Raw genomic sequence first — 24763 nt, forward strand, 5'->3', positions numbered from 1 at the left:
CTATTTGGCGGCGCGCACCTTCAGCGCCGCCTCCAACGTGTCGCTCGAGCACGGCTTCTGCAAACGCGGCTGGCCGGCGAATTCGGGCGGAATACGCGCCTCCGCGCCGTAGCCGGTCACGAAGACGAACGGAATCTTCAGCGCGGCCAGCCGCTCGGCGATCGCAAAGCTCGTCTCGCGGATCAGCTCGACGTCGAGCAGCGCGAAATCGGGCACCTGCCGCGCGATGGCGTCCAGCGCCTGCGTCACCGACCCGACGGTCCGCACGCTCGTCACGCCAAATCCGAGCAGACGATCCTCGAAGTCGATCGCGATGATCGGATCGTCCTCGACGATCAGAACATCGGCAGGCCGGCCGGAGCCATTGGAAAGTGTCATGATCGCATCTTGTGTGTGGGGTTTCTGGGATCAGGACAGCCGCGACACGATGCCTGCGCGCAGCGCACCGGAGGGTTCCCGGAACGAAACCCACCACATCGGCGTTTTCCAGTCTGTCCACTTGTGCACACAGAGAATGGACGGAACTCGCTAATGTGGGAGGAGGATGGGAGTTCACGATGGATGCGCGTATCGGCAAGACAACCGAGGTCGAGAGCCGGCCGGCCAACAATCTGCTGAAGCGCTTGAGTCCGGCGGACTACGCCCTGCTCGCGCCGCACGTGACCGTCGAGGACTCCGCGGCGGGCGAGCTGCTCTATAATCCAGGCGATGACGTCCAGGTCGTCCACTTCCCCTGCGGACCGGCGCTCGCGACTTTTCTTGTCCCCAACGAGGATGGCCGCGACGTCGAGACCATCCTGGTCGGCCGTGAAGGCGCGGTCGGCGGCATCGTCAGCGAGGGATTCCTGCCGGCCTATACCCGGATCTGCGTAAAATTCGAAGGTCCGTTTGCACGCATTCACGTCGCCAAGCTGGAAGCGGCCAAGCTGCGCTCGGCGTCGCTGCGCCATATCTTTGCGCGCTATGCCGATTGCATGCTGGCCCAGATCTTCCAGTCCACCGCCTGCAACGCGATCCACTCGATCGAGCAGCGCACGGCGAAATGGATTTTGGCGGCGATGGAGCGCACCGGCGACGAGAGCAGCGTGCCGCTGACCCATGAACAGCTCGCGACGCTGCTCGGGGTGGGGCGCAGCTATGCCAGCCGGGTGCTCCAGTCGTTCAGGGCGGAAGGCGTGCTCGAGACCCGGCGCGGCTCGATCCTGGTCCGCAACCGCGACGGCCTGCGGCTGCGCGCCTGCCGGTGTAACGACGCCGTGAAAATGCATTTCGAAGAGGTGCTGCGGGGGGTGTACCCGACCGAAGAGCGGGAAGCCGGATAGCGGTTCCTGCTTCTTCCTTCTCCCCGTGCGGGAGAAGGTGGCGCGAAGCGTCGGATGAGGGGTTCTATCCTCGAACTTGCCTGCTGCGAGAGACCCCTCACCCGAGCGAGTCCGCGGCTTATGGCGGAGCTGCCCTCTCCCACAAGGGAAGAGGGCACAAAAATGCGCAGCCCACTGTTTTGAAGAGGACCGTGCTATAGTCTCCCCGCATGAGCGGGGCATTCCTTCACACCGTCTTCGACATCGCAGCGTGGCTGGCGGCGGCAGCTGCCGTCTACTGGCTGTCGCGACAACGCTTGCAGTTTCCGGCGCAATCCTTCGAGCTGCCCTATGTCGCCGCGCTGGTGTTCGGCGCGGGCCTCGGGGCCTATTTGTTCGGCTCCGCCAATCTGTGGCTGTCGGGCGAGCGCGGCATTGCGCGCTCGGTCGAAGGCGCGCTCGCCGGCGGCATCGTGGCGATCGAGCTCTACAAATGGTCCGCGGGGATCACGGTACGAACCGGCGCGCGTTTCGCGCTGCCGCTGGCGCTCGGCATCGCGATCGGCCGGCTCGGCTGCTATTTTGCGGGCCTGGACGATTTCACTTACGGCACGCCGACGGCGCTGCCTTTCGGCCATGATTTCGGCGACGGCATTCTGCGTCATCCCGTGCAGCTCTACGAGAGCGCGGCCATGGCCGTGTTCGCGCTGCTCTATGTGCTGGCCGTCTTGAACCGGAGCGCGTTTGTGATCACCAATGGTTTCTACCTGGTTCTCGTCTACTATGGAGCGCAACGCTTCCTGTGGGAATTCCTCAAGCCCTACGGCCCGCTGATCGGTCCCCTCACGCTGTTTCACCTGCTGTCGTTGTCCATTTTGCTCTACGCCGGCATCATGCTGGCGACGGCGCCCAAAGCGAGACCCATGCATGAACGCGCCGTTGCGTAAGTCGCGACCCTATATTTTCTGGGGCCAGACTCAGTCTCTCTGCGAGACCTGCCTTGAGCTGGTGCCGACCAAGATCCAGATCCTCGATAACGAGGTCTGGTATGAAAAGCGCTGCCGGGAGCATGGCGTCCAGTCGACGCTGGTCTCGACCGATGCCGCCTATTGGCGCCTGTGCAAGGATTTCATCAAGCCCGGCGACCGGCCGCTGCAATTCCAGCACCGCACCGAATTCGGATGTCCGTATGATTGCGGCCTCTGTGCCGACCACGAGCAGCATTCCTGCCTGGCGCTGATCGAGATCACCGAGCACTGCAATCTCACCTGCCCGGTCTGCTTCGCCGAATCCTCGCCCGCACGAACGAAATTCACCCCGCTCGCGACGGTGGAGAAGATGCTCGACGCGCTGGTCGCAAGCGAAGGCGAGCCCGATCTCGTGCAGATCTCCGGCGGCGAGCCGACGCTGCACCCGGATTTCTTCGCGATCCTCGACGCCGTGCGCGCCCGTCCGATCCGCCACGTCATGATCAACACCAACGGCCTGCGCATCGCCCGCGAGAAGGATTTCGTGGCGCGGCTCGCCGCGAACAGGCGCGGGCTGGAGGTCTATCTCCAGTTCGATTCGCTCGAACGCGACGCGCTGATCAATCTGCGCGGCGCGGATCTGCGCAAGATCCGCCAGCAGGCGCTGGAGAATCTGGAGCACTACGGCGTCTCGACCACGCTGGTCGCGACCATCAAGCGCGGCGTCAACGATGCCGAGATCGGCGATATCGTGCGTCACGCGCTGACCTGGAAATGCGTGCGCGGCGTTACGCTGCAGCCGGTGCAGGATGCCGGGCGCAACGAGGGCTTCGACAAGAATACCGACCGCATCATGCTGTCGGAGATCCGCAAGCGCGTGGTCGAGACCGGCGTGTTCGGCGACAAGGACATGATCCCGCTGCCCTGCAACCCCGAAAGCATCTCGATCGGCTATGGCTTGCGCAACAGCGAGAAGGTGCTGCCGCTGACCTCGCTGATTCCGCAGGAGCAGCTGGTTGCGGTGATGCCCAACACCATCAGCCCGGAAAAATATCCGATGCTGCGGGAAAAATTTGTCGATCTGTTCTCGCTGTCGTCAGGGCCGCTGAACACGAGCGAGCGCGTCTGCGAATTGCTGTGCTGCCTGCCGAGCTTCGAGGTACCGCAGGGGCTGTCTTACGAGAACGTCTTCCGCGTCACCATCGTGCAATTTCTCGACCGCTTCAATTTCTGCGTCGGCAACGTCAAGCGCAGCTGCATCCATTTCGTGACCGAGCAGGGCGCGATCATTCCGTTCGACACCTACAATCTGTTTTACCGGAACGGCAAGATCGACGGCATCCGCGCTGCGCTGGCTGGACGGACCTATCGTGAGACAAGGCAAAGCGAGGAAGTGCCGCGGTGAGCGATACCAGCTCTCCACCTCCGCCTGATCGATTTCAGCGGCAGGGGCCCTGGATAGATTCGCCCAGAGGATGTCTGACATTGTTTCTCGTCATTGCAGGAATTGTCTTGCTCCTGCCTGGGCTTTGCACGGGAGTCTTGTTTTACTCTGAGCTCAAAAAGCCGAATGCCACCTCCCATCCTTTTGTGATCGTTGTTTTGGGCATCGCCCTCGTGGGAGCCGCACTTACCGTTCTGGGCATTGTGATTGGAATAAAAAGCTTTGCGCGCCGCCGTTAACACGGGAGCTCCACCTTGAGCGATACGCCACGGCCTAACCTACCTCCCATTCCAACGGCCCATCAGGCACGCAGCGGCTGCCTGACCGCGCTCATGGCGATCTTCGGGATCATCCTGCTGCTGCCGGGCCTCTGCGCCCTGCTGTTCGGCGGAATCTCGATATCCGAAAGCGGCCGGATCGATTCCGACATCGCGCCGCTGGTCTTTCTGGGCGTGGTCGTCGGCATCGGAGGCGTCGCCCTGATCTGGGCGGCCATCAAGGGGCGAAAGGCCCCCATCCATCCCGGAACCCGGCCCTAAGCCCCGGGAATTCCCGGACAAAATTCAGTCAACCAACCAGCAAAGAACACATTGTTTTTTGGCGGTTTTTGCATATATTGCGCCGCAACGCATAGGGTGCCCGGTCGATATGGCCGGGCTTCCTTTTTGGGCGGAAAGCGCCGCGTTTCCAGTCTTCCAGCGTTGTTTCGAGAAGAGGTCCCGGTCTGGCCGGCGAGATCGCGCTTAACCCATTGTTCGAACGCAAAGAAGCTTACTCATGAACCTCCGTAACGTCGCCATCATCGCCCACGTCGACCACGGCAAGACGACCCTGGTCGACAAACTCCTCCAGCAGTCCGGCACGTTCCGCGAGAACCAGAAGGTGACGGATCGCGCCATGGACTCCAACGACCTGGAGCGCGAGCGCGGCATCACCATTCTGGCCAAGGCGGCCTCGGTGCAGTGGAAGGACACCCGCGTCAACATCGTCGACACCCCCGGCCACGCCGATTTCGGCGGTGAGGTCGAGCGCATCCTGAACATGGTGGACGGCGCCCTGGTGCTGGTCGACGCTGCCGAAGGCCCGCTGCCGCAGACCAAGTTCGTGGTCTCCAAGGCGCTCAAGGTCGGGCTCAAGCCGATCGTCGTCATCAACAAGGTCGACCGCCCCGACGCGCGCCCGACCGAAGTCATCAACGAGGTGTTCGACCTGTTCGCGGCGCTCGACGCCAGCGAGGAGCAGCTCGACTTCCCGATCCTGTACGGGTCGGCCAAGCAGGGCTGGATGGCCGAAAGCCCCGAGGGTCCGCAGGACAAGGGCATGGAGCCGCTGTTCGACCTGATCCTGCGCCACGTCGCGCCGCCGAAGGTCGAGGAAGGTCCGTTCCGGATGATCGGCACCATTCTCGAAGCTAACCCCTATCTCGGCCGTATCATCACCGGCCGCATCTCCTCGGGCGTGCTCAAGCCGAACCAGCAGGTCAAGGTGCTGCATGCCGACGGCAAGCTGGTCGAGTCCGGGCGCGTCACCAAGATCCTGGCGTTCCGCGGTCTCGAGCGTACCCCACTTGAGGAAGCCGAAGCCGGCGACATCGTCGCCATCGCGGGCCTGACCAAGGGCACCGTCGCCGACACCTTCTGCGATCCGACCGTCGAGGTGCCGCTGCCGGCACAGCCGATCGATCCGCCGACCGTGTCGATGTCGTTCATCGTCAACAACTCCCCGCTCGCCGGCACCGAAGGCGACAAGGTGACGAGCCGCATGATCCGCGACCGTCTGCTGCGCGAAGCCGAGGGCAACGTCGCGCTGCGCGTCGTCGAGGCCGCCGACAAGGACGCGATGGAAGTGTCCGGCCGCGGCGAATTGCAGCTCGCGATCCTGATCGAGACCATGCGCCGCGAGGGCTTCGAGCTCTCGGTGTCGCGTCCGCGCGTCGTGTTCCAGAAGGACGAGGCCACCGGCGGCGCCATGGAGCCGATCGAGGAAGTCGTGATCGACGTCGACGAGGAGCACTCCGGCGTCGTCGTGCAGAAGATGAGCGAGCGCAAGTCCGAGCTGATCGAGATGAAGCCCTCGGGCGGCAACCGCCAGCGCCTGGTGTTCTACGCGCCGACCCGCGGCCTGATCGGCTACCAGGGCGAACTGCTCACCGACACCCGCGGCACCGCGATCATGAACCGCCTGTTCCACGGCTATGCCCCGTACAAGGGCGAGATCCAGGGCCGCCGCAACGGCGTCCTGATCTCCAACGACCAGGGCGAAGCGGTGGCCTACGCCATGTTCAAGCTGGAAGATCGCGGCCCGATGATGATCGAGCCGGGCTGGAAGGTCTACAAGGGCATGATCGTCGGCGAGCACACCCGCGACAACGATCTCGAGATCAACGTGCTCAAGGGCAAGCAGCTCACCAACATCCGCACGACCTCCAAGGACGAAGCCGTGCGCCTGACCCCGCCGATCCGTATGACCCTGGAAAAGGCGCTCGCCTATATCGAGGACGACGAGCTCGTCGAGGTCACCCCGAAGTCGATCCGCCTGCGCAAGAAGCACCTCGACCCGAACGAGCGCAAGCGCGCGGAAAAGGCCAAGGAAGCGGTGGCGTAAGCTGCCGGTCTCCGTGGTGCCGTAGGGTGGGCAAAGCGCAGCGTGCCCACCGCTTGAAGTTCTGGACGACGATGGTGGGCACGGCGCAAGCGCGCCTTTGCCCACCCTACGAAACTGCCTCGTGCCCCGGACGCAGCGCAGCACGCAGTGATGCGCTGCTGAGCCGGGGCCCAGATACTCTCATCCTCCGCACATCACCTTGGGTCCCGGCTCTGCGCAGCAGCGCAAGAGCGCTGCAGCGCGTCCGGGACACGAGAGCTCCATACCTAGCCCCGCTTCAGCACTCTTCACGAACGTGCTAGAGCCCGCCCATGACCTCCCTGCCCTCCTCCGTCGACGTCGCGATCATCGGCGCTGGTGCCGCCGGCCTCGGCGCGGCACACGCGCTGGCGGGCTCGGGACTCTCCGTGATCGTGCTGGAGGCGCGCAACAGGCTCGGTGGCCGCGCCTGGACGGTGCAGGCCTCGCCTGAGGTCACCTTCGACGTCGGCTGCGGCTGGCTGCACTCGGCCGACAAGAACTCCTTCGTTTCGATCGCGCAAAAGCTCGACTTTGATCTCAACAAGGACCTGCCGCCCTGGCGCGAGCGCGCCTATGGCAACGCATTTCCGCAAAGCGAGCGCGACGATTTCACGCGCGCGATGGACCAATTCTACGAGCGCCTCTGGGAAGCCGCGCAAAAGGGCACGGACGAACCCGCGAACCGGAGCTTGGAGCCCGGCAATCGCTGGAATCCGATGATCGACGCGATCTCGACCTATATCAACGGCTGCGAACTGAAGGACATGTCGACGCTGGACTGGGACGCCTATGAGGATACCAACCTCAACTGGCGCGTCCGCCGCGGCTATGGCGCGCTCATCGCAGCCTACGGCGCGCCGTGTCCGGTGGCGTTGAACTGCAACGTCACGCTGGTCGATCATTCGGGCCAACGCATCCGCATCGAGACGTCGCAGGGCACGCTGACCGCCGACAAGGTGATTGTCACCGTGCCGACCAATCTCATCGCCGATGAAGCGATCCGCTTCTCGCCGCCGCTTCCCGCCAAGGTCGATGCCGCAGCCGGCCTGCCGCTCGGCGTCGACGACAAGGTGACGCTGGCGCTTGGCGATGCCGAAGCCTTTCCCAAGGAAGCAAACTTGCGCGGCGCCACCATGCGCACCGCGATGGGCACCTACCACATCCGCCCGTTCGGCCAGCCCTGCATCGAAGGCTTTTTCGGCGGCAGTTTTGCCCGCGAGCTGGAAGATTCCGGCGACGGCGCCATCGCCGCACAGAGCATCGACGAGATCGCAGGCTTCCTCGGCAACGACATCCGCCGCAAACTGAAGCCGCTGTACGAATCGCGCTGGGCGCATGATCCGTTTGCGCGAGGTGCCTATTCGCACGCGCTGCCCGGCCACGCCGGGGACCGTGCCGTGCTGGCGGCGCCGGTGGATGGCCGGCTGTTTTTTGCGGGAGAGGCGACGTCGCCGAGCTTCTTCACGACGGCGCATGGCGCGCGGGATAGTGGGGAGCGCGCGGCGGGGGAAGCGTTGGGGGCGATTGGGAAGCGCTATCCATGAGTCGTCCCGGCGAAAGCCGGGACCCATACCGCGTGATTTCTCAATGGACCACGCTTACCGCGGATTGACCCTCCACTTCCAGCCGTCGCCAAACCTCGCCCTGTGGTTATGGGTCCCGGCCTTCGCCGGGACGACCCTGAATTTGTGGCGCCGCTATCGGGCTATTCAATCACCCTCGCTCGCAAATCAGCATCCGGCACAAAGCACGCGTCATACTTCCCGAAGATGCGATAGCGGTTCTGCGCGATGAGGCTGTAGACGGGGTCTCGAAGCGGCTTCGGCACGGCGAACAGCGCGCTCACCCAACCCCAGCCCGGAAGCTGCGACAGCACCGTCAGCGCGGCATCCGACTTCATGAACACCTTGCCGCCGTGGACAACCGCGTTGGTATCGGGATCATCCGGATCGATGCCGAACGTGCGCGCGAGCTTCGCGCCATAGTCCGACTGGATCGGCGTGAAGCGAAACCGCTTCGCTGTGTCGCGTTTCGCCACAAAACGCACCCAGCGCGAGCAGAAGATGCAGATGCCGTCGAACAGGATCACGTCGTCGTCAGGCCATTTTGGCATCAGCGATTGTCCAGCATCAGAAGCGCCACCAGCATGAGCACGATCGCGGGCCCGGTCTTCACCAGTGCGCCGAGCGGCTCGATCCAGAGGTCGGGCGTGAGGATCGCCGCGCCGAACATATAGCCGAGCGAGGCGACGATGCCAGCAACGAGACCGATCGCCGCGGTGCGACGGAAGGCAACCAGCACGCCGATGCTCATGTCCATCAGGCTGGTGCCGATGGTGATGGGATCGACCAGCGCGGGCGGGAAGTTGTGCGCCGTCAGGATGCCGGCAGCGGCACGGTAGGACACGAACAGCGCGATGAAGCCGGAGACGAGCCAGAACACGACGAGGCTGGCGAAGATCAGGGCCTTGACCAGGAACAATCGCGCGAACCATTTGTCCTGAATGGTCGCGGGATGACGGCCGATCGTTTCGATCAGCGTCTTCGGCGTGATACCTGTCGCAGCGATCCAGGCCGAGGGATCACCTCGCACGCCGCGGCGCAGCTCGGCGATGGCCGTGGAGCGCATCGGCGGCATCCAGCCGAGATAATTGGCGAGATCGCCGATTTTGGCGCCGAGATCGAGCAACAGGTGCGGCATCGCGACATGCGGCCAGCCGGCCGTGCCAAACGCTTGGCGAAACTGCCTGATGACGCCGGCCATGGTGACCGGCTCAGCCTGCATCAGATCCCAGCTCACCGCCTTGACGGAGGCGTCGTCGATGTCGCGCGCGGCGAGCCAGGCGATGGTGGCCGAGATATCCTCGACGGAGATGGGCTGGAACGGCGTCGCCATCTCTTTCGCTGGCAGATCGACCGGAAAGGCAGCGAGCGCGCGGAGCATGGCGCTGCCGCCATAGGCGGATGGTGCGACCACGAAGCCGGGCCGCAGGATGGCGTGGGCAATGCCTGAGGCCGCGATCAGGCGCTCGGCTTCGCGCTTGGTCGTTGCGAAGGCGGTGCGATCGGCTTCGGCCGCTCCGGGGATCGAGATGTGCACCAGCCGGATCGCGCGGCCGCTGTCGGTGATCGCCGCAAGCAGGCGCGCGACGAAATAGCGATGCATGGCGCCTGTGTCGCTGCCGGGGCCATCCTGGAGCACGCCGAGACAGTTCACGACGACATCCACCGCATGCTCGCGCAACAGGCGCGTCAACGCAGGCGCGTCGAGCGAGAGGATCGGCAGCTCGATATCCAGCGCGCTCGTCTTCTGCGCCGGCGACAGGCTGCGGGCCACGCCGACCACGCGAAAACCCCGCGCGCGCAGATCATCGGTGACGAAGCGGCCGATCAAGCCGGAGGCGCCGAGCACCAAGATGGTTCGCTGGTTCATCGCTGCTCTCAAAACGGCTTTGCGATCATCAGCCACAGGATCAGCATCGTCGCGCCGAAGCCGGGGAAGCCGAACGCGAACCAGCGGCGGAACAGGACGAAGTATCGTTGCGGCAACGCAGTGTGTTGCTCGGCGGCCTTGCGCGCGAGATCGCGCATCTCGATCTGCATGAAGACGACAGGAATCCAGAACAGGCCGGCGACGGCATACAACACGAGCGAAGCGAGCAGCCAGCGCTCGGTGATCGCCGTCGCCGAGAGCATCATCAGCAAGCCGCCCGTGACCGGCTGGAAGAGCACGGCCGACAGCGTGAAGATTGCGTCGGCGATCACGACGACCGAAGCGGTGCGCGCGATGAACTCCGCATCGTCGGTGCGGTGCGCCATCAGCATGAAGAAGGCGATGCCACTTCCGGTGCCGAGGATGACGATGGCGCCGAGCACATGGAGATATTTGACCAGGAAATACAGCGTCATGGCTTCTTGGTCGCTGTTGGCTGGCCCTGGTTCAGCGCACGCGCGAGCTCGCTGCCCGCGGCTTCGACGCCGGCATCGAGTTCGATCATCCAGTGCCCCTCGCTGCCGACGGCCGGCAAGGTGCGGAAATCGACCTTGCCGCCAGCACCGCGAAACGCATCGGCCAAGCCCTTTGAAAACGCCGGCGCAAAATAGCTGTCATTGGCCGCAACGAGCCACGTGACGGGAATCCGCGCGCTCTTGCCGAACTCCGCCGCCGCCGCAAGCAGCGCATGTGGTGCGCAGATCCGGCCCGGCTCATCATTGGCACGGCCGCCGCGCCCCGGCGCAAACACGATGATCGTGTTGATGGTCTTCGGATCGGCATTGGCGAGCGCCAGCGCGCCCCAGCCGCCGGCGGAATGGCCGATCAGGATGGCGGCGTCCTTGCGGATGAAATCCTGCTTTCGCAAGAACTCCAGCGCGCGCGAAATCTGGTCGGCCGTTGCACGGCCCGCGCGCGCATAATCCGCCTCGTCGCAGCCGCCCTGATCCTCGACATAGCGGCCGCCGGTCGCACCATGGCCGAGCCGCTCCGGCACCAGCACGGCAAAGCCGCGCGCGACGAGATGCGCCGCAAGCGCGCGGTATTCCGGTTGCGGCATTTGCGCACGACGCAAGCCGTTCTGCGTCGAGGCGTGCGCGATGATTGCGAGCCGGAACGGGCCCACACCCGGCGGGCGAAACAGCAGGGCATGCGCGGCAATGTCGGTATCCGGCGACGGTACACGCCACACTTGCCGGCGAAACGGTTCGCCCTCCCCTCCCGACGCGCCAAGCGTGACCTCGGCGCACAGAGGCGGTGCAGTCAGCAGGGCCAGCACAGGCAGAAGCGCAAGGGTGTTGAGAAGCCGCATGAATTGCCGAGGGCGAACACGAACAGCGACACTAGGGCGCGACGAGATCGGGTTGAGTCGTCATCGTACTTTAGCTCTTTGTTTGAGCGTGATCTTTTCGGAGAGCCGCCTCACACTTTTCCGGATCACGCTCTGGTAGGAACGAATCAGTCTGGGCGGACTTTCTGCGTTGCCATCGCCGTTCATTCGTTGCCGCAAAGCAGTTTTGCACCGACGCCCGGCAGACCATCGCCATTCAAGGTGGCGGCTTGTCCTCTTTCGGTACAACATGGCTAAATACTGATGCAGAAAGTCCACACGTTAACCGATAATTAACGATAGGTCTTGCCGCCGACGCGGCGACTTGGTTTGATTGCGTCTATGAGCACAACCCTGATCGAGGTCCGGCCGGCCAAAGCTGCAGATGCAACTGCAGTGGCTACGACTCATGACGAAGCCTGGCGCTCCGCCTATCAGGGCATCATCCCCGGCGCCGAGCTGGAAAAGCTGATCAACCGCCGCGGTCCGCAGTGGTGGGACAGCGCGATCCGCAAGGGCAGCCGCGTCAGCGTGCTTGTGTTCGGCGACAAGATCGCGGGCTACGCCAATTACGGCCGCAACCGCGCCCGCAGCCTGCACTTCGACGGCGAAATCTACGAGCTCTATCTGCGCCCGGAATTCCAGGGCCTCGGCTTCGGCCGCCGCCTGTTCGCCTCCGCCCGCCGCGACCTGATGCAGAGCGGCCTGAAGAGCATGGTGGTGTGGGCGCTTTCGGACAATGACCCCGCGACGGAATTCTACCGGGCGCTGGGCGGCCGCATGGTGGCGCGCTCCTCGGAACGGTTCGGGCCGAAGTCGCTCGACAAGGTTGCCTTCGCTTGGACCAATTGAGCTGCTGAAGTCCGGCCGGCAGCGTTTCCCTTCCGTCGATACCGTTGCCATTTGAGCCGGTGATCGCTGGATTCATTTTTTCACAAAAACACGATGGATAGGCGGGCCAAGCCCGCGTATGACAGTGCCAAAATCGCTGCCGGGCGCGATTTTACCTCGGCAACAACGGAGCCTTGAATGCGTATCGATGCGATCTCGATCGGAAAGAACGTCCCACACGACATCAACGTCATCATCGAAGTCCCCGTGGGCGGCGAACCGATCAAATACGAGATGGACAAGGAGGCCGGCACGCTGGTGGTCGACCGCTTCCTCTACACGCCGATGCGTTACCCCGGTAACTACGGCTTCATCCCGCACACGCTGTCGGATGACGGCGATCCCTGCGACGTGCTGATCATCAACACCCGCGCCATCATCCCCGGCGCCGTCATGAGCGTGCGCCCGGTCGGCGTGCTGTTCATGGAAGACGAAGCCGGCGGCGACGAGAAGATCCTGGCGGTGCCCTCGTCGAAGCTGACGCAGCGCTACGACAAGGTGAAGTCGTACTCCGACCTGCCTGACATCACGCTCCAGCAGATCCAGCACTTCTTCGAGCACTACAAGGATCTCGAGAAGGGCAAATGGGTGAAGATCCTGCGCTGGGGCGGCCCCGAGGACGCGCACAAGCTGATCCTCGAAGGCATGGATCGCGAGAAGAAAAAGAAGGGCTGAGTTTTAGTGTCCCGGACGCGATGCGGCACGAAGTGACGCGTCGCAGAGCCGGGACCCATGCCGCCACTGGGCCCCGGCTCAGCAGCGCATCGCTTCGCGCTGCGCTGCGTCCGGGGCACGAGAGCTTCAACTGCTACACCGCCGGCTTCGGCAGCCCCGCAATCGCGCAGGCGGCACGCAGCGTGTTCACCAGCAGGCACGCGACCGTCATCTGACCGACGCCGCCCGGCACCGGCGTGATCGCGCCGGCCACAGTGAGCGCTTCCTGATAGGCGACGTCGCCGACGAGGCGGGTCTTGCCGTCTTCCTTGGGGATGCGATTGATCCCGATGTCGATCACGGTCGCGCCCGGCTTCAGCCAGTCGCCGCGCACCATCTCCGGCTTGCCGACCGCGGCATAGACAAGGTCGGCGCGCCTCACGAGCCCGGGCAGATCGCGCGAGCGGGAATGCGCGATCGTCACCGTGGCGTTCTCGTTCAACAGCAATTGCACCAGCGGACGGCCGACCAGGTTGGAGCGGCCGATGACGATGGCGTTCATGCCTTCGAGCGAGGCATGCACGCTCTTGGTCAGAATGATGGAGCCGAGCGGCGTGCAGGGCGACAGCGCCTCGAAACCGCCGGCGAGCCGGCCGGCATTGTTCGGATGCAGGCCGTCGACGTCCTTGGCGGGATCGATGGCGTTGATGACGGCCTCGGTGTTCAACCCCTTCGGCAGCGGCAGTTGCACCAGAATGCCGTGCACGGCGGGATCGCGGTTGAGCTTTGCGACAACGGCCAGCAAGTCGGCTTGCGAGACGTCGGCCGGCAGCTTGTGCTCGAACGACGCCATGCCGGCGGCCTGGGTCTGGGTATGTTTCGAACGGACATAAACCTCGCTGGCCGGGTCGTTGCCGACCAGGACCACCGCCAGCCCCGGCACCAGATCATGCTCGCGCTTGACGCGGGCGACCTCGTCCGCGACGCGGGCGCGGAGTTCCGCGGCAATGACTTTTCCATCGATGATCTTGGCGGTCATGTCAGTTCCCTCAATCTTTCGATTTGGCGGCTGCCGATTTGACTTGGGCAAGCTGGCGCAGGGTTTCGCCGAGCCGCGCCGGATCGCCGTCGACCGCGATCTGCTTCAGCCGCGAGGTGGCACCGGATAGCAGTTTTACGCTGGCCTTGGGAACGCCAAGCGATTTCGCCAGCAGCACCAGAACGGCCTTGTTGGCCTCGCCGCCATCGGCGATGGCGCGCACCCGCACCTTGAGCACGCTGCGGCCGTCGGCCAATTGCTCGATCCCGTCGATGTCGTCGCGGCCGCCGCGCGGCGTCACCCGCAGCGCGATGCTGATGCCTGCGGCCGAGTAACGCCAGGGTTCCCTGGAAGCGTCTTTGGCAACCAAGGCGCTCCAGCCCGCTTAGATCACGTTCGGGTAGATGTAATAAAGGATCACCCGCTCGATGAACATGATGAGCAGGATCAGGATGATCGGCGAGATGTCGAGGCCGCCGAGACTGGGCAGGAAGTTGCGAATCGGCGCCAGGAGCGGCTCGGTGATCCGGTACAGGAACTCCGCCACCGCCGACACGAACTGGTTGCGGGTGTTCACGACGTTAAAGGCGATCAGCCAGGACAGGATCGCGGAGGCGATCAGCAGCCAGACGTAGAGGTCGAGCACGATGATGACGATGTCGAGAACGGCACGCATGGCGTTTGAAAACTCTGGCTGCGGTCGGGATTGACCCCCGTTTGCTAGATATCGGTTCCCCCCGGCCCAAACAAGGGAAGTCGGTGCCCGGATGGCTAAAACCGGGTTACGGCCGTCCTTGACTTGACCTTGGCGGGGACTTAAATGGCGCCCGGTTGTCGGCCGCATTCACCAGAGCGGCCAGCAAACGGGGCCATAGCTCAGCTGGGAGAGCGCGTCGTTCGCAATGACGAGGTCGGCGGTTCGATCCCGCCTGGCTCCACCAGCCTTCGCAGGCTACGCCTGCTTCGGCTAGGCAAGCCCTCGCATAGCGAAGGCTGTCCCGCCATAGCCCGAAGGGCGGCGGCGGACTCTCCCGATGCAAGCCCCCCTACCTCCCCGTAAACCGCGGCGGCCGCTTCTCCATGAAGCTTGCGACCCCCTCCCGAAAGTCGCTGCCGCCCAACGCCACCATCATCTCGCGGTTGGCCTCGATGGTCGCCTCCGCCAGGGTCTGGAACGGCACCTCGTAGAGCTGGCGCTTGATCACGGCCATGGCGCTCGGCGAGACGAAATCGGCGAGGTCGCGCGCATAGGCGTAGGTCTCCTCGCGCAGCTTCTCGGGCGAGCAGAGCCGGTTCACCAGTCCGATCCGCAGCGCCTCGTCGCTCGAAACACGGCGCGCCGAAAGCAGCAGATCCATCGCGTTGGCGTGGCCGACGATACGCGGCAGCATCCAGCTGATGCCGTGCTCGGCAATCAGGCCGCGCCGCGCGAAGGCCGTCGTGAACACGGTGTTGTCTGCGGCAAAGCGCAGATCGCAATAGAGCGCGTGGACGAGACCAATGCCGGCGGTGGCGCCGTTGAGCATGGCGATGACCGGCTTCTTGATCGACGGATAGAAACCGTAGCGTGTCTGCCAGTCCGGCCGGCGGTTCATGTCGAAGGACGGCAGGTTCGAGGCACGCCTGACGTCATCGGGATCGAGCCCCTTCAGCGCATCCATGTCGGCGCCGGCACAGAAGGCGCGGCCCGCGCCGGTGAGCACGATGACGCGGACATTGTCATCAGCACTCGATGCTTCCATGGCATGGCGCACGTCGCGCTCCATGGTCGGCGTCCACGCATTCATGCGGTCCGGGCGATTGAGCGTGATGGTCGCGATCGTGTCGCTCACCTCGTAGAGAATATGCTCGTAGGCCATGACGCTCTCCCGTTGTCTGCCGGCACGCGTTCGCGCGCGCTCGTTTGCAGAGAGCCTAGCATATCCGGGAATGAGGCAGGGACTTGCGCGAAGGCGCGATCACTCGGCGGCTTGCGCCAGCACCGGCCGGCGCACCAGCCAGCCATTGATGAAATGATCGAGCCAGGCGCGTTCTGCGACATCGTAGACGGCACGATCCGCGAAGTGATGATGCCGCTGCCGCGCACCGGGCGCGCTGAAGCCGTCATAGCCGCGCGTGGTCCAGCGATGCATCATCGCGTAGGTCACATCAGGGTGAAACTGCACGCCGAAGGCATTGCCGGCGCGAAACGCCTGCACCGGAAAATCATCGCCTTCCGCAAGCAATTCGGCCCCTGCAGGCAGCTCAAATCCCTCGCGATGCCAGTGATAGACCTGTGCCGGCCAGGCTGGGCAGAGCGCGTGGCCCGCGGCGGTCGGCCGGATCGGATAGTAGCCGATCTGGGTCAACGCCTGCGCATGCGGGGCGACGCGGGCCCCCAGCTGCATCGCGAGCATCTGCGCGCCGAGGCAGATGCCGAGGAACGGCCGCTGTTCGCGGAGCGGAATTTCGATCCAGTCGATCTCGCGGCGGATGTAGTCGTCGGAATCGTTCGCGCTCATCGGGCCGCCGAACACCACGGCGCCGGCATGCCGCTCGAGCGTCTCGGGCAAGGGATCGCCGAAGCGGGGACGGCGGATGTCGAGGCGATGGCCGAGCGCGCGGAGCGCATTGCCGACGCGGCCGGGCGTCGAGGATTCCTGGTGCAGGACGATCAGGACCGGCAAGCTGCTCGTGGGAGCGGAGGCAGTCGCGCCGGGCGCCCTTCGCGGGAAGGGCACCACCTCTGCACCACCAAACCTGTCCGTCCGGAACGACATTGTCCTTGCGAAATCTATTGGTTCAGATCGCCAGCATAACTAAGCGATCGTTAATTTCGTGTGAGTTCGCGCACACAGCGAAATGAAAGCAAGCTCCGGGCCAATACGGACAGGTTCAGTGCAGCTTAAAGCGCGATGAGATGGGGTTGAATCGTCATCGCGCTTTAGCTCTTTGTTTGAGCATGATCTTTTCGGAAAACCGCTTCACACTTTTCCGGATCATGCTCTAGCGCTTGCGCATCTGGAACTTGCCGACCGCCGCCAGAATGAAGCCGCGCGGAAAAAACCGAAGCAGGAACGGCACGATCTTGATGCCGAGCCCGGGCAGGACTGCCCGTTTGTTCGCCATCAGGCCGCGATAGGCATCGCGCGCGACGTCCGCGGCGGAAACGTTGAGAATGGCCGAATCGAAGCCGGGGGCAAAACCGGCGCGGGCCTGAAACTCGGAAGGCACCGGACCCGGGCAAAGCACGGTGACGCGAACGCCACGCTTGCCGAGCTCGCAACGCAGGGCCTCGGTGAAGGAGATCACATAGGCCTTGGACGCGTAGTACACGGCCATGCCGGGGCCGGGCAGGAAGCCCGCGATCGAGCCGACGTTGAGAATGCCGCCCTTGTTGCGGATGAGCTGGTCGGCGAAGCGCAGGGACAGATCCGTCAGGGCGCGGATATTGACGTCGATGATGCCGAGCTGCTCGGCGCGGTCGCGCCTGACGGCATCGCCGAACACACCGTAGCCGGCATTGTTGACGAGATGATCGAGCTCGACATCCTCGGCCGCGAGCGCCGCCGTGATCTTCTCGCCGGCATCGGCGTCCTGGAGATCGCAGGTAATCACGATCGGCTTCTTGCCGCTCTTGGCAGCGAGCTCGGTCGCGAGCACCTCCAGCCGGTCCGCCCGGCGCGCCGTCAATGCCAGGCGATGCCCGTTGGCGGCGAACACGCGCGCCAGCTCTGCACCTATGCCCGCCGAGGCACCGGTGATCAACGTTACCCGCTCAGTCACGATCGAAGTCTCTTGAATTGAAGTTTTTGGTCCCGCAATGACGGAACTGGAGCATAGGCCGCGTGCGACAGGCAAGCGGCGCTGGCGGCATAGCCGCTTGAGCGGACGACAAGGAGGGCAGGAAACCCGGGGTTTTACGGGTGAATCCGTAGCCGTGACGGCCGGGCGCTACATTAAAGTTTCGTCATGTGGTTCGCACAACCGGCAATTCGCCGTGTCAGGACAGATCAGCCGCCGACGGCGCCGTCCTTGACCTGACTGCTGGCGCGGTCCGCGATCGCATGCTTCAGGTCGATCCGGTCGCGCTGGGAGATCCCGAGCAGGTCGGAGGCGCGCCAGACGACGTTGTCCTCGAACTCGCTGACCTGGCCGTCGGCATAGACCAGCTCCCACATCATCTGCACGATGCGCTTGCGCCCCTCCTCGTCGAGCGAGCGCATGATGACGCTGGTGAAATGATAGAGATCGACCGCCTCGCCCTCGACGTCGGTCGCATCGGCGATCAGGCGATCGGCGGTGCCGCGATCGAGCCCGAAATGGCTTTCGATCAGGCTGTGCAGCTTGCGCTGCTCGGTCGCCGTCGGCTGGCCGTCCAGCGACACCACGTGGACCAGCAGCGCGGTGGCCGCCAGCCGATAGTCGCTGTCGCCGAACGCGCGGTCCTGCGCCTGGGGGGCAACAATGTCGGCGATGAATTGGCGCAGTCCGTCGAGCATAGGGTCCTACCGAAATCGATGACGCCGCGGGGCGCGGCGTTACCAGCATTATATGAGCGGGAAACTCAACCTGCGCAACGTGCGTCAGTTCCGCGCGCTGCATTACGTTTCGGCAATCTGATTGCTGTTATTCGGTCCGGCGGCCCCATGGTTGTCGTCCCGGCGAAGGCCGGGACGACACAAGGTAAGATCACGGTATCTCGTACACCACCATCTTGTCGGCGATGCCGCGCAGTGCCGCTTGTTTCTGGATCGGCGTGATCGCGCGCTGCTGAAGTAGCGCGGCAACCGCCGGAGCGTCCGCCACCGGGCCGGTGATGTGGATCTCCTGCGCGGTGGACAGGCTCTGCACGCGCGCGGCGATATTGACGGTCTGGCCGAAATAATCCTGCCGCTCGTTGAGCATGACCGCGAGGCACGGACCTTCATGGATACCGATCTTGACAATGAGATCGTCGGTGCCGCGCCGCTTGTTGAGCTCGTCCATGGCCGCGCGCATCCGCAGGCCCGCGACGATGGCGTGCTCGGGACGAACGAAGGTTGCCATCACGGCATCGCCGATGGTCTTCACCACCGCGCCCTTCTCGGAGGAGATGATCTCGAGCAGCGCGTGGAAATGCGCGCGCACCAGATCGAAAGCGGCGAGATCGCCGACGCGCTCATAGAGCGCGGTCGAGCCCTTCAGATCGGTGAACAGGAAGGTCAGCGAGGTGATCTGCAGCCGCTGGTCGAGACTGAGATTGTCGGCCTTGAAGACGTCGCGAAACGTCTGGTTCGACAGCATGCGCTTGGCGGTGAGGAACGGCTTTCGCTTGCCGATCAGATGATGGAGCGCCTCGGCCGCGATGAACACCGACGGCAGCACGCGTACGCCGGCCTGGTTCTCCAGCGACAGCCGCAGCGGCCCCGGCCGCATGGTCGTGGTTCCCGTCGGGGCCTGCACCTTGTTGTACATGATGGCGAGCTGCTGACGGTCCTTGGTCGGCTCGCCCTGCACGTCGATGAAATGGGCGGCGTGGGTCACCGGCTCGAAGATGATGATGAAGTCGTTCGGCAGCTGGAGCGACATCGTCGCCTTCTCGCCGGCCGGCAACTCCATCGTGTCCAGCGTCACCTCGTTGGCCAGCGTCGCAAACGATTCCTTGTTGAAGTCGACGCCGGAGCTCCAGAACACCTGCTTGAAATACTCCCACACCGGGAGCGTATCGGGGTCGTGCGCGGCGATGCGCCGGACGCGCGGGTTCACGGTGAAGGAGACCTCGACCTGATCGTCGACTGAGGCCTTGTAGCCGCAGGCGCAGAGCGCGCAGTGATAGTCGTCGGGCTTGAGTGCCTTCAGCGTCGTGTGCGCCCCCAGCACGCCGCCGCAACCCGGGCACAGCACGTTCCAGCCGAGATCGAACAGCCCGAGCCGCGCCGAATGCAGGAAGGCGGAGATCGCGTGCTCTTCGTCGACGCCATGCTGCGTGGCGAAGTCGAGGACATTGACGCGGTTGAGCTCGTGATCCTCGCCGTCCTCGATGAGGCGCGCAATGGCATCGACCACCTTCGCGTCGGCGGTCTGCTTCAGAACGGAAAACTGGGCCTGGATGTCGCTCATGGCGGGCTCTACCTGGGTTAAATCACGCCATCGGCCAGACGAGCGCCTGTTACCGACGCGTGATGCGGAACATGGGTGAGTGATCCGGCTGCGTCGTGACGACGCCGAGCGGGATCACGGGATTGGACGTATCGGCGAGCTCGACACGGAACGCGCCGATCAGGCGGGCCAGCGCCAGCACGGATTCGGCTTGCGCGAACGGCGCACCGATGCAGACGCGCGGACCCGCGCCGAACGGCAAATAGGCGAAGCGGTCGGGTGGCTCCGCTGACATGAACCGCTTCGGAATGAACGCGTTCGGCTGATCCCACAGCTTCTCGTGCCGGTGCAGCAGCCAAGGCGCGATCATGATGATGTCGCCCTTGCTGATCTCGATTCCGGCCGCATTGTCCTTTTCTCGCGCGGCGCGGGCGACCAGGAACGCCGGCGGATAAAGTCGCATCGTCTCCTCGATCACGGCGCGGGTGAATTTCTGCCGATCGATGTCGGCGATGCTGTCGAGATGTTCGCCGCGCGTCTCGGACGCCACCTCCTCCTGCGTCTCCGGATCGAGCGCGAGCAGATAGAGCGCCCAGAACAGTGCCGTCGCCGTGGTCTCGTGACCCGCAAGGATCATGGTCGCGACCTCGTCGACGAGCTGCTCGTCGGAAAAGCCCTCGCCGGTTTCGGGATCGCGCGCGGCGTCCATGAGATCGAACAGATCGCGCGGCGGTGCGCCGTCCTTCTTGCCGGCGACACGCCGCTCGGCGATCAGCATCGCGACGAATTCAGTCCAGCGCTTGCGGAAGCGGGCGCGGGCAAAATCCATCGGGCTCGGCCAGGACACCGGCAGCACCATGTCGAGGAAATAGGGCCGTCCCAGCCGCGCAGCGTACTCCATGATGAAGTTGCGCAAGGTCGGGCCGTGCCGGTCCATGCCGAACGAGAACATCGTGCGCCCGGCGATCTCGAGCGTCATGCGCTGCATGATCTCGCGCAGGTCGATCGCTTCGCCTGTGTGCGCATCGAGCTTCGCGATGGTCTCGTCGAGCACCGCCGTCATGTGCGGAACGAGATTTGCGGTGGCGCGCGGCGTGAACGCCGGCGCAAGGGTACGGCGCTGAAACGTCCAGGAATGACCTTCCGCGATCAGAAGGCCGTCACCAAGCACGGGGCGCAGCATCCGGATGCCCGCCGGCGTACGCGAATAATTCTCGTAATTGCTGACCAGGACGTGCCGGATCGCATCGGGTCGGTTGAGGATGAAGCTGTTGCGGAAGAAGAAGCGACCCGGGATGATTTCTTCCTCGTAGGCACGCTGCCCCCAGGTCGCGATCATGTTTCGCCGGATCACCGCGAGCTTGCTAAGGAACGACATGTCGTCCGGCGCACGCGGTGGGGTCGGAGGGACGATGGGCCTACGCACGCTGGCGATATTCATGGCTCTCTCCCGCAGATGTGACGCAAGCAAATAGCTAGTAAGTCAGCTCGGCAATCGCAATCCTGTTCTCTGACGCCGGCCAGGCGCGTGCCACAATTCGTTCTTCGCCGAACTGGGCCACAATGTTACGCCCGATCTCTGCGGCCGGAAGCCGCAATGTTGCTGCCGCATCGGTGGGCACACCTGGCTTGACGTCGGCCGGCTCCTTGCCGTCGAACAGCACCACGTCCCGTGGCAGACCGAAATAGCCGCGCGGGCGCGACATGATCACGACCGCGCCGGCGTCCTTGTCCGGCGGCCCGAGCGGGCGCGCCGGCCTGAGGTGCACGACGTCGGACGAGCGCGGGAAGGGGGAACGATAGATGTGCGTGGTCGGCGCATCCGGCGCAGCCAGGACGAATTCGAGCGACCAGGTGGGATCAACCTGCGCCGGTCCCCAACGGCCGTCGGCGCCGGTCTTCGCGCTGTGCACCGCATTACCCTTGCGCTCCCCAGTGTCAGGATCGACGCGGAAGACATCGACGGCTGCGCCCACAACCGGGCGATTGGTCGGCGCACCACCCGGCGTGCCCGTGACGAGGCCGCTCAGCCTGACGCCTGGCTCCGGCACGATCGCAATGCGCGCGGGCTCGCGGCCGGCGATGAATTTGTAGATCTCGCGGAAGGCCCGCGGGTGAAACGCCACCTCGCGATGGTCGAGCGCGCCGAGCACGAGGTTGGTCGCGCCCTTCAGTTCCGGGCCCTCATTGGTGACGCCGATCGGCACGCCGGGCTTGCCGATGAAACGACCGTCGGCTTGGGCGTATTTGTCCATCCCGTCGCTGCGCAAGGTGAGGAAGGCCGTGCCGGGCGTCACCTCGCTCTCACCCTCGTTCAAGCCGCGCAGGAATGGACCGCGGCCGTTGAACTCGTTTCCGAGCTGGTCGTCGGTCGCGAACACGCCGTGATTGGGCGTGCCGCACAGCACGGCGTGGCTGACGTCGGTCGCACCACCATTCTTGATGACGTTGCGGATCGCATTGCCACCGCGCGAGCTGCCGACCAGCGCGACGCGCGCCGCACCGGTGCGGCGCTCAGCTCAGTGATGGCAGCAGTGAGCTCGCGGCGCTGGTCCTCGGCCGAGGAGCGGCCGGCCTGCTCGACCTTGTCGTCGCTCCGCGCCAGGGGGTCGGTGAAATTGATCGCCGCCATGCGTTCACGCGCGATGCCACTCGATTCCATCCGCCACATGGTCGTCATCCAGAGCGCGTCGTAGTCGCCGTTGCCGTGGACGAACAGGATCGGCGGCACCTCAGCGCCCGGCCCTGCGACGGGTGCGGTCTGGGCCATCGCGCCCGTCCGCAAACTCGCAATTGCGAAGGGCAAGCTGCTAGCCCCCAACAGGATCGTCCGTCGCGACAACGTCATATGTTCTTCCCCGCAAACCAACTCTTTGCACCGCTTATACCGGCCTAACCACTGGACAGCGAAGGACTTTCGCGGGCATCACTGAATTTGCCGGAATCACCCAAAGACCACTCCAAGCCCACTTCTGCCAGCCCATATGGAAGGGGATATGACCGAGCAGACGAACCGTCAGAAAATTGCGGCCGACGGCATCACCGCGCCGCTGCGGTACACCGTGTTCCGGCGCATCTGGCTCGCCAGCCTGCTCTCCAATCTCGGCCTGCTGATCCAGGGCGTCGGCGCGGCCTGGGCGATGACCCAGATGGCCGCTTCCGCCGACAAGGTGGCGCTGGTGCAGACCGCCCTGATGCTGCCGATCATGCTGATCTCGATGCCGGCCGGCGCAATCGCCGACATGTACGACCGCCGCATTGTCACTCTGGTCTCACTGTCGATCGCGCTGATCGGCGCGACCGCGCTCACCGTGCTGGCCGGGTTCAACCTCATCACCCCGGAGGCGCTGCTCACCTTCTGCTTCGTCGTCGGCAGCGGCAACGCGCTGTTCGGCCCCGCCTGGCAATCCTCGGTCAGCGAGCAGGTGCCCCCCGACGCGCTTCCCTCCGCGGTAGCGCTGAACGGCATCAGCTACAACATCGCGCGCAGCTTCGGTCCCGCGGTCGGCGGCGTCATCGTCGCTTCGCTCGGCGCGGTCGCCGCGTTTGCCTGCAACGCGATCCTCTATCTGCCGCTGCTGGTCGTGCTGCTGCTCTGGCGCCGCAACACCGAGCCCTCGCGCCTGCCGCGCGAGAAGCTCAACCGCGCGATGGTCTCTGGCTTCCGCTACATCACCAATTCGCCGCCGATCAAGATCGTGTTGTTGCGCACGCTGGTGATGGGCCTGATCGGCGGCGCCATCATGGCGCTGATGCCGCTGGTCGCGCGCGACCTGCTGCATGGCGGCGCGCAGACCTACGGCATCATGCTCGGCGCGTTCGGCATGGGCGCCGTGGTCGGCGCGCTCAACATCCATGAATTGCGCAAGCGCATGAGCGGCGAGGCCGCGATCCGCGCCTGCACCATCTCGATGGCGTTCGCGATGGCCGCGCTTGCCCTGAGCACGGAGCCGGTGCTGACGGCGACCGCGCTGGTACTGGCCGGCGCCGTCTGGATGGCCGCGGTGGCACTGTTCAATATCGGCGTGCAGCTGTCGGCGCCGCGCTGGGTTGCGGGGCGCTCGCTCGCGGCGTTCCAGGCCTCGATCTCCGGCGGCATCGCGATCGGCGCCTGGGGCTGGGGCCATCTCACCGACTATGCCGGTGTCGAGGTCGCGCTGCTGACGGCCGCAGGCCTGATGCTGCTCTCGCCGTTGCTCGGAATCTGGCTCACCATGCCGCGCGTTGGCGCCCGCAACGAAGATGCCGACGTGCTGGCCGATCCCGAGGTGAAATTGTCGCTCACCGGACGCAGCGGACCATTGGTTGTCGAGATCGAGTACAGGGTGTCCCAGGAAAATGCGCGCGCCTTCCACAATGTGATGCAGGACGTGCAGCTCTCCCGGCAGCGCAACGGCGCCTATGGCTGGTCGATCGCGCGCGATATCGCCGACCCCGAATTGTGGACCGAGCGCTATCACTGCCCGACCTGGTTCGATTACCTGCGCCAGCGCAACCGCTCGACCCTATCCGAACGCGCGCTGCATCAGCAGGCGATCGATTTCCACGTCGGACCCGAGCCGGTGCGCGTCCGCCGCATGCTGGAGCGCCCGTTCGGCTCGGTGCGCTGGAAGGACGAGACCCCGGACCGCGCGGGCGGCGAGGTGCTGCCGGTGGTCGCGACCGCGGCGGGGAGCAGCACGTAGGTTTTTGTCAAACACTCCGCCGTCGTCCCGGCGCAGGCCGGGACCCATACCGCGTGATGCATCGATTGATGTGCAGCTCGCCGTACCGCGCGCAGTACCAACGTCTAGTCTTCGTCAAACTTCGGCCTGTGATTATGGGTCCCGGCCCCCGTGCGCAATTGCGCACTAGGTGTGGAGCCTCAAGAGGTTGTCCTTGGACAAACCGAGCCTGCTGATCGGCGTTTGGGAGTCTATACCACCGTGGGGTCTGTGCCAGTTGTATTGGTGTAGCCAG

The 24763-nt window shown here is 64.6% G+C and carries 24 protein-coding genes, 1 tRNA gene and 2 pseudogenes; 11 read left to right on the plus strand and 16 right to left on the minus strand.

Annotation, left to right across the window (positions count from 1 at the left end):
* A complete protein-coding gene (locus RAD15_RS41285) occupies positions 1–378 on the minus strand; it encodes a response regulator (RefSeq protein ID WP_458184442.1) in 378 nt (125 codons plus the stop codon).
* A 179-nt stretch (positions 379–557) separates the two neighbouring features.
* On the opposite strand from RAD15_RS41285, the gene RAD15_RS41290 reads away from it, so the two are divergent.
* From RAD15_RS41290 to RAD15_RS41320, 7 genes are all read left to right on the plus strand, one after another.
* Entirely contained in the window at positions 558–1322 is a 765-nt protein-coding gene (locus tag RAD15_RS41290) for a Crp/Fnr family transcriptional regulator (protein WP_458184443.1), read from the plus strand.
* A gap of 209 nt (positions 1323–1531) precedes the next feature.
* Entirely contained in the window at positions 1532–2248 is a 717-nt protein-coding gene (locus tag RAD15_RS41295; protein ID WP_458184444.1) for a prolipoprotein diacylglyceryl transferase family protein, read from the plus strand.
* Complete coding sequence (locus RAD15_RS41300; RefSeq protein WP_458184445.1) at positions 2229–3674, plus strand: radical SAM protein; 1446 nt, start codon at positions 2229–2231, stop codon at positions 3672–3674. The genes RAD15_RS41295 and RAD15_RS41300 overlap by 20 nt, the downstream gene beginning before the upstream one ends.
* An 80-nt stretch (positions 3675–3754) precedes the next feature.
* Complete coding sequence (locus tag RAD15_RS41305) at positions 3755–3952, plus strand: hypothetical protein (RefSeq protein WP_458184446.1); 198 nt, start codon at positions 3755–3757, stop codon at positions 3950–3952.
* Between the two features lie 15 nt (positions 3953–3967).
* A complete protein-coding gene (locus RAD15_RS41310; RefSeq protein WP_458184447.1) occupies positions 3968–4252 on the plus strand; it encodes a hypothetical protein in 285 nt (94 codons plus the stop codon).
* A 238-nt stretch (positions 4253–4490) separates the two neighbouring features.
* Complete coding sequence (gene typA, locus RAD15_RS41315; RefSeq protein ID WP_458184448.1) at positions 4491–6317, plus strand: translational GTPase TypA; 1827 nt, start codon at positions 4491–4493, stop codon at positions 6315–6317.
* Between the two features lie 311 nt (positions 6318–6628).
* Positions 6629–7882 carry a flavin monoamine oxidase family protein gene (locus RAD15_RS41320; RefSeq protein ID WP_458184449.1) on the plus strand — a complete coding sequence of 418 codons (1254 nt, stop codon included), beginning with the start codon at positions 6629–6631 and terminating at the stop codon, positions 7880–7882.
* Between the two features lie 161 nt (positions 7883–8043).
* Here RAD15_RS41320 and RAD15_RS41325 read toward each other — a convergent pair whose 3' ends face one another.
* Genes RAD15_RS41325 through RAD15_RS41340 form a run of 4 tightly spaced genes read right to left on the minus strand, consistent with a single transcriptional unit; the run spans position 8044 to position 11142 of the window.
* Positions 8044–8451: a thiol-disulfide oxidoreductase DCC family protein gene (locus tag RAD15_RS41325; protein ID WP_458184450.1), complete on the minus strand. Its 408-nt coding sequence runs from the start codon at positions 8449–8451 to the stop codon at positions 8044–8046.
* Positions 8451–9770, minus strand: coding sequence for an SDR family oxidoreductase (locus tag RAD15_RS41330; protein ID WP_458184451.1), 1320 nt, complete (start codon positions 9768–9770; stop codon positions 8451–8453). Before RAD15_RS41330 ends, RAD15_RS41325 begins: the two co-directional genes overlap by 1 nt.
* A gap of 8 nt (positions 9771–9778) precedes the next feature.
* Positions 9779–10246, minus strand: coding sequence for a DUF2269 family protein (locus tag RAD15_RS41335; protein WP_458184452.1), 468 nt, complete (start codon positions 10244–10246; stop codon positions 9779–9781).
* Positions 10243–11142 carry a dienelactone hydrolase family protein gene (locus tag RAD15_RS41340; RefSeq protein ID WP_458184453.1) on the minus strand — a complete coding sequence of 300 codons (900 nt, stop codon included), beginning with the start codon at positions 11140–11142 and terminating at the stop codon, positions 10243–10245. Before RAD15_RS41340 ends, RAD15_RS41335 begins: the two co-directional genes overlap by 4 nt.
* Before the next feature lie 360 nt (positions 11143–11502).
* Here RAD15_RS41340 and RAD15_RS41345 point away from each other — a divergent pair, with 360 nt between their 5' ends.
* Together RAD15_RS41345 and ppa are read left to right on the plus strand one after the other, a co-directional pair.
* On the plus strand, positions 11503–12012 hold the full coding sequence (locus RAD15_RS41345; protein ID WP_458184454.1) for an N-acetyltransferase family protein: 510 nt from the start codon (positions 11503–11505) through the stop codon (positions 12010–12012).
* A 177-nt stretch (positions 12013–12189) separates the two neighbouring features.
* Positions 12190–12726, plus strand: a complete 537-nt coding sequence (gene ppa, locus RAD15_RS41350; protein WP_458184455.1) for an inorganic diphosphatase — start codon at positions 12190–12192, stop codon at positions 12724–12726.
* A 133-nt stretch (positions 12727–12859) separates the two neighbouring features.
* Here ppa and folD read toward each other — a convergent pair whose 3' ends face one another.
* From folD to RAD15_RS41365, 3 genes are read right to left on the minus strand one after another with little or no spacing between them, the layout of a single operon-like run.
* The gene (gene folD, locus RAD15_RS41355; RefSeq protein ID WP_458184456.1) at positions 12860–13744 is read right to left on the minus strand and encodes a bifunctional methylenetetrahydrofolate dehydrogenase/methenyltetrahydrofolate cyclohydrolase FolD; all 885 of its coding nucleotides are present in this window, start codon (positions 13742–13744) and stop codon (positions 12860–12862) included.
* Positions 13745–13754: 10 nt separating this feature from the next.
* The gene (locus RAD15_RS41360; RefSeq protein WP_458184457.1) at positions 13755–14114 is read right to left on the minus strand and encodes a DUF167 domain-containing protein; all 360 of its coding nucleotides are present in this window, start codon (positions 14112–14114) and stop codon (positions 13755–13757) included.
* Positions 14115–14129: 15 nt separating this feature from the next.
* Positions 14130–14420, minus strand: coding sequence for a YggT family protein (locus RAD15_RS41365; protein WP_008539240.1), 291 nt, complete (start codon positions 14418–14420; stop codon positions 14130–14132).
* Positions 14421–14609: 189 nt separating this feature from the next.
* Here RAD15_RS41365 and RAD15_RS41370 point away from each other — a divergent pair.
* Positions 14610–14685, plus strand: a tRNA-Ala gene (locus RAD15_RS41370).
* Positions 14686–14790: 105 nt separating this feature from the next.
* Here RAD15_RS41370 and RAD15_RS41375 read toward each other — a convergent pair.
* The 7 genes and pseudogenes from RAD15_RS41375 to RAD15_RS41405 all read right to left on the minus strand — a co-directional run bounded on the left by RAD15_RS41375 (position 14791) and on the right by RAD15_RS41405 (position 22652).
* Positions 14791–15603, minus strand: coding sequence for an enoyl-CoA hydratase (locus RAD15_RS41375; protein ID WP_458184458.1), 813 nt, complete (start codon positions 15601–15603; stop codon positions 14791–14793).
* 99 nt (positions 15604–15702) lie between these two features.
* Positions 15703–16503 (minus strand): glutamine amidotransferase, encoded by an 801-nt coding sequence (locus RAD15_RS41380; RefSeq protein ID WP_458184459.1) that lies wholly within the window; start codon positions 16501–16503, stop codon positions 15703–15705.
* A 226-nt stretch (positions 16504–16729) separates the two neighbouring features.
* Positions 16730–17509, minus strand: coding sequence for an SDR family NAD(P)-dependent oxidoreductase (locus tag RAD15_RS41385; protein WP_458184460.1), 780 nt, complete (start codon positions 17507–17509; stop codon positions 16730–16732).
* 227 nt (positions 17510–17736) lie between these two features.
* Complete coding sequence (locus RAD15_RS41390; RefSeq protein ID WP_458184461.1) at positions 17737–18225, minus strand: tellurite resistance TerB family protein; 489 nt, start codon at positions 18223–18225, stop codon at positions 17737–17739.
* Positions 18226–18415: 190 nt separating this feature from the next.
* The gene (locus RAD15_RS41395; protein ID WP_458184462.1) at positions 18416–19825 is read right to left on the minus strand and encodes a DUF5939 domain-containing protein; all 1410 of its coding nucleotides are present in this window, start codon (positions 19823–19825) and stop codon (positions 18416–18418) included.
* 49 nt (positions 19826–19874) lie between these two features.
* A complete protein-coding gene (locus RAD15_RS41400) occupies positions 19875–21245 on the minus strand; it encodes a cytochrome P450 (protein WP_458184463.1) in 1371 nt (456 codons plus the stop codon).
* A 34-nt stretch (positions 21246–21279) separates the two neighbouring features.
* Positions 21280–22652: pseudogene (locus RAD15_RS41405) on the minus strand (hydrolase).
* A 148-nt stretch (positions 22653–22800) separates the two neighbouring features.
* Between RAD15_RS41405 and RAD15_RS41410 the strand changes: the two are divergent.
* The gene (locus RAD15_RS41410; protein WP_458184464.1) at positions 22801–24489 is read left to right on the plus strand and encodes an MFS transporter; all 1689 of its coding nucleotides are present in this window, start codon (positions 22801–22803) and stop codon (positions 24487–24489) included.
* A gap of 165 nt (positions 24490–24654) precedes the next feature.
* Here the strand turns inward: RAD15_RS41410 and RAD15_RS41415 are convergent.
* Positions 24655–24763, minus strand: a pseudogene (locus RAD15_RS41415) (IS481 family transposase); the annotation flags it as partial.

The sequence above is a fragment of the Bradyrhizobium sp. 14AA genome (assembly GCF_054185205.1).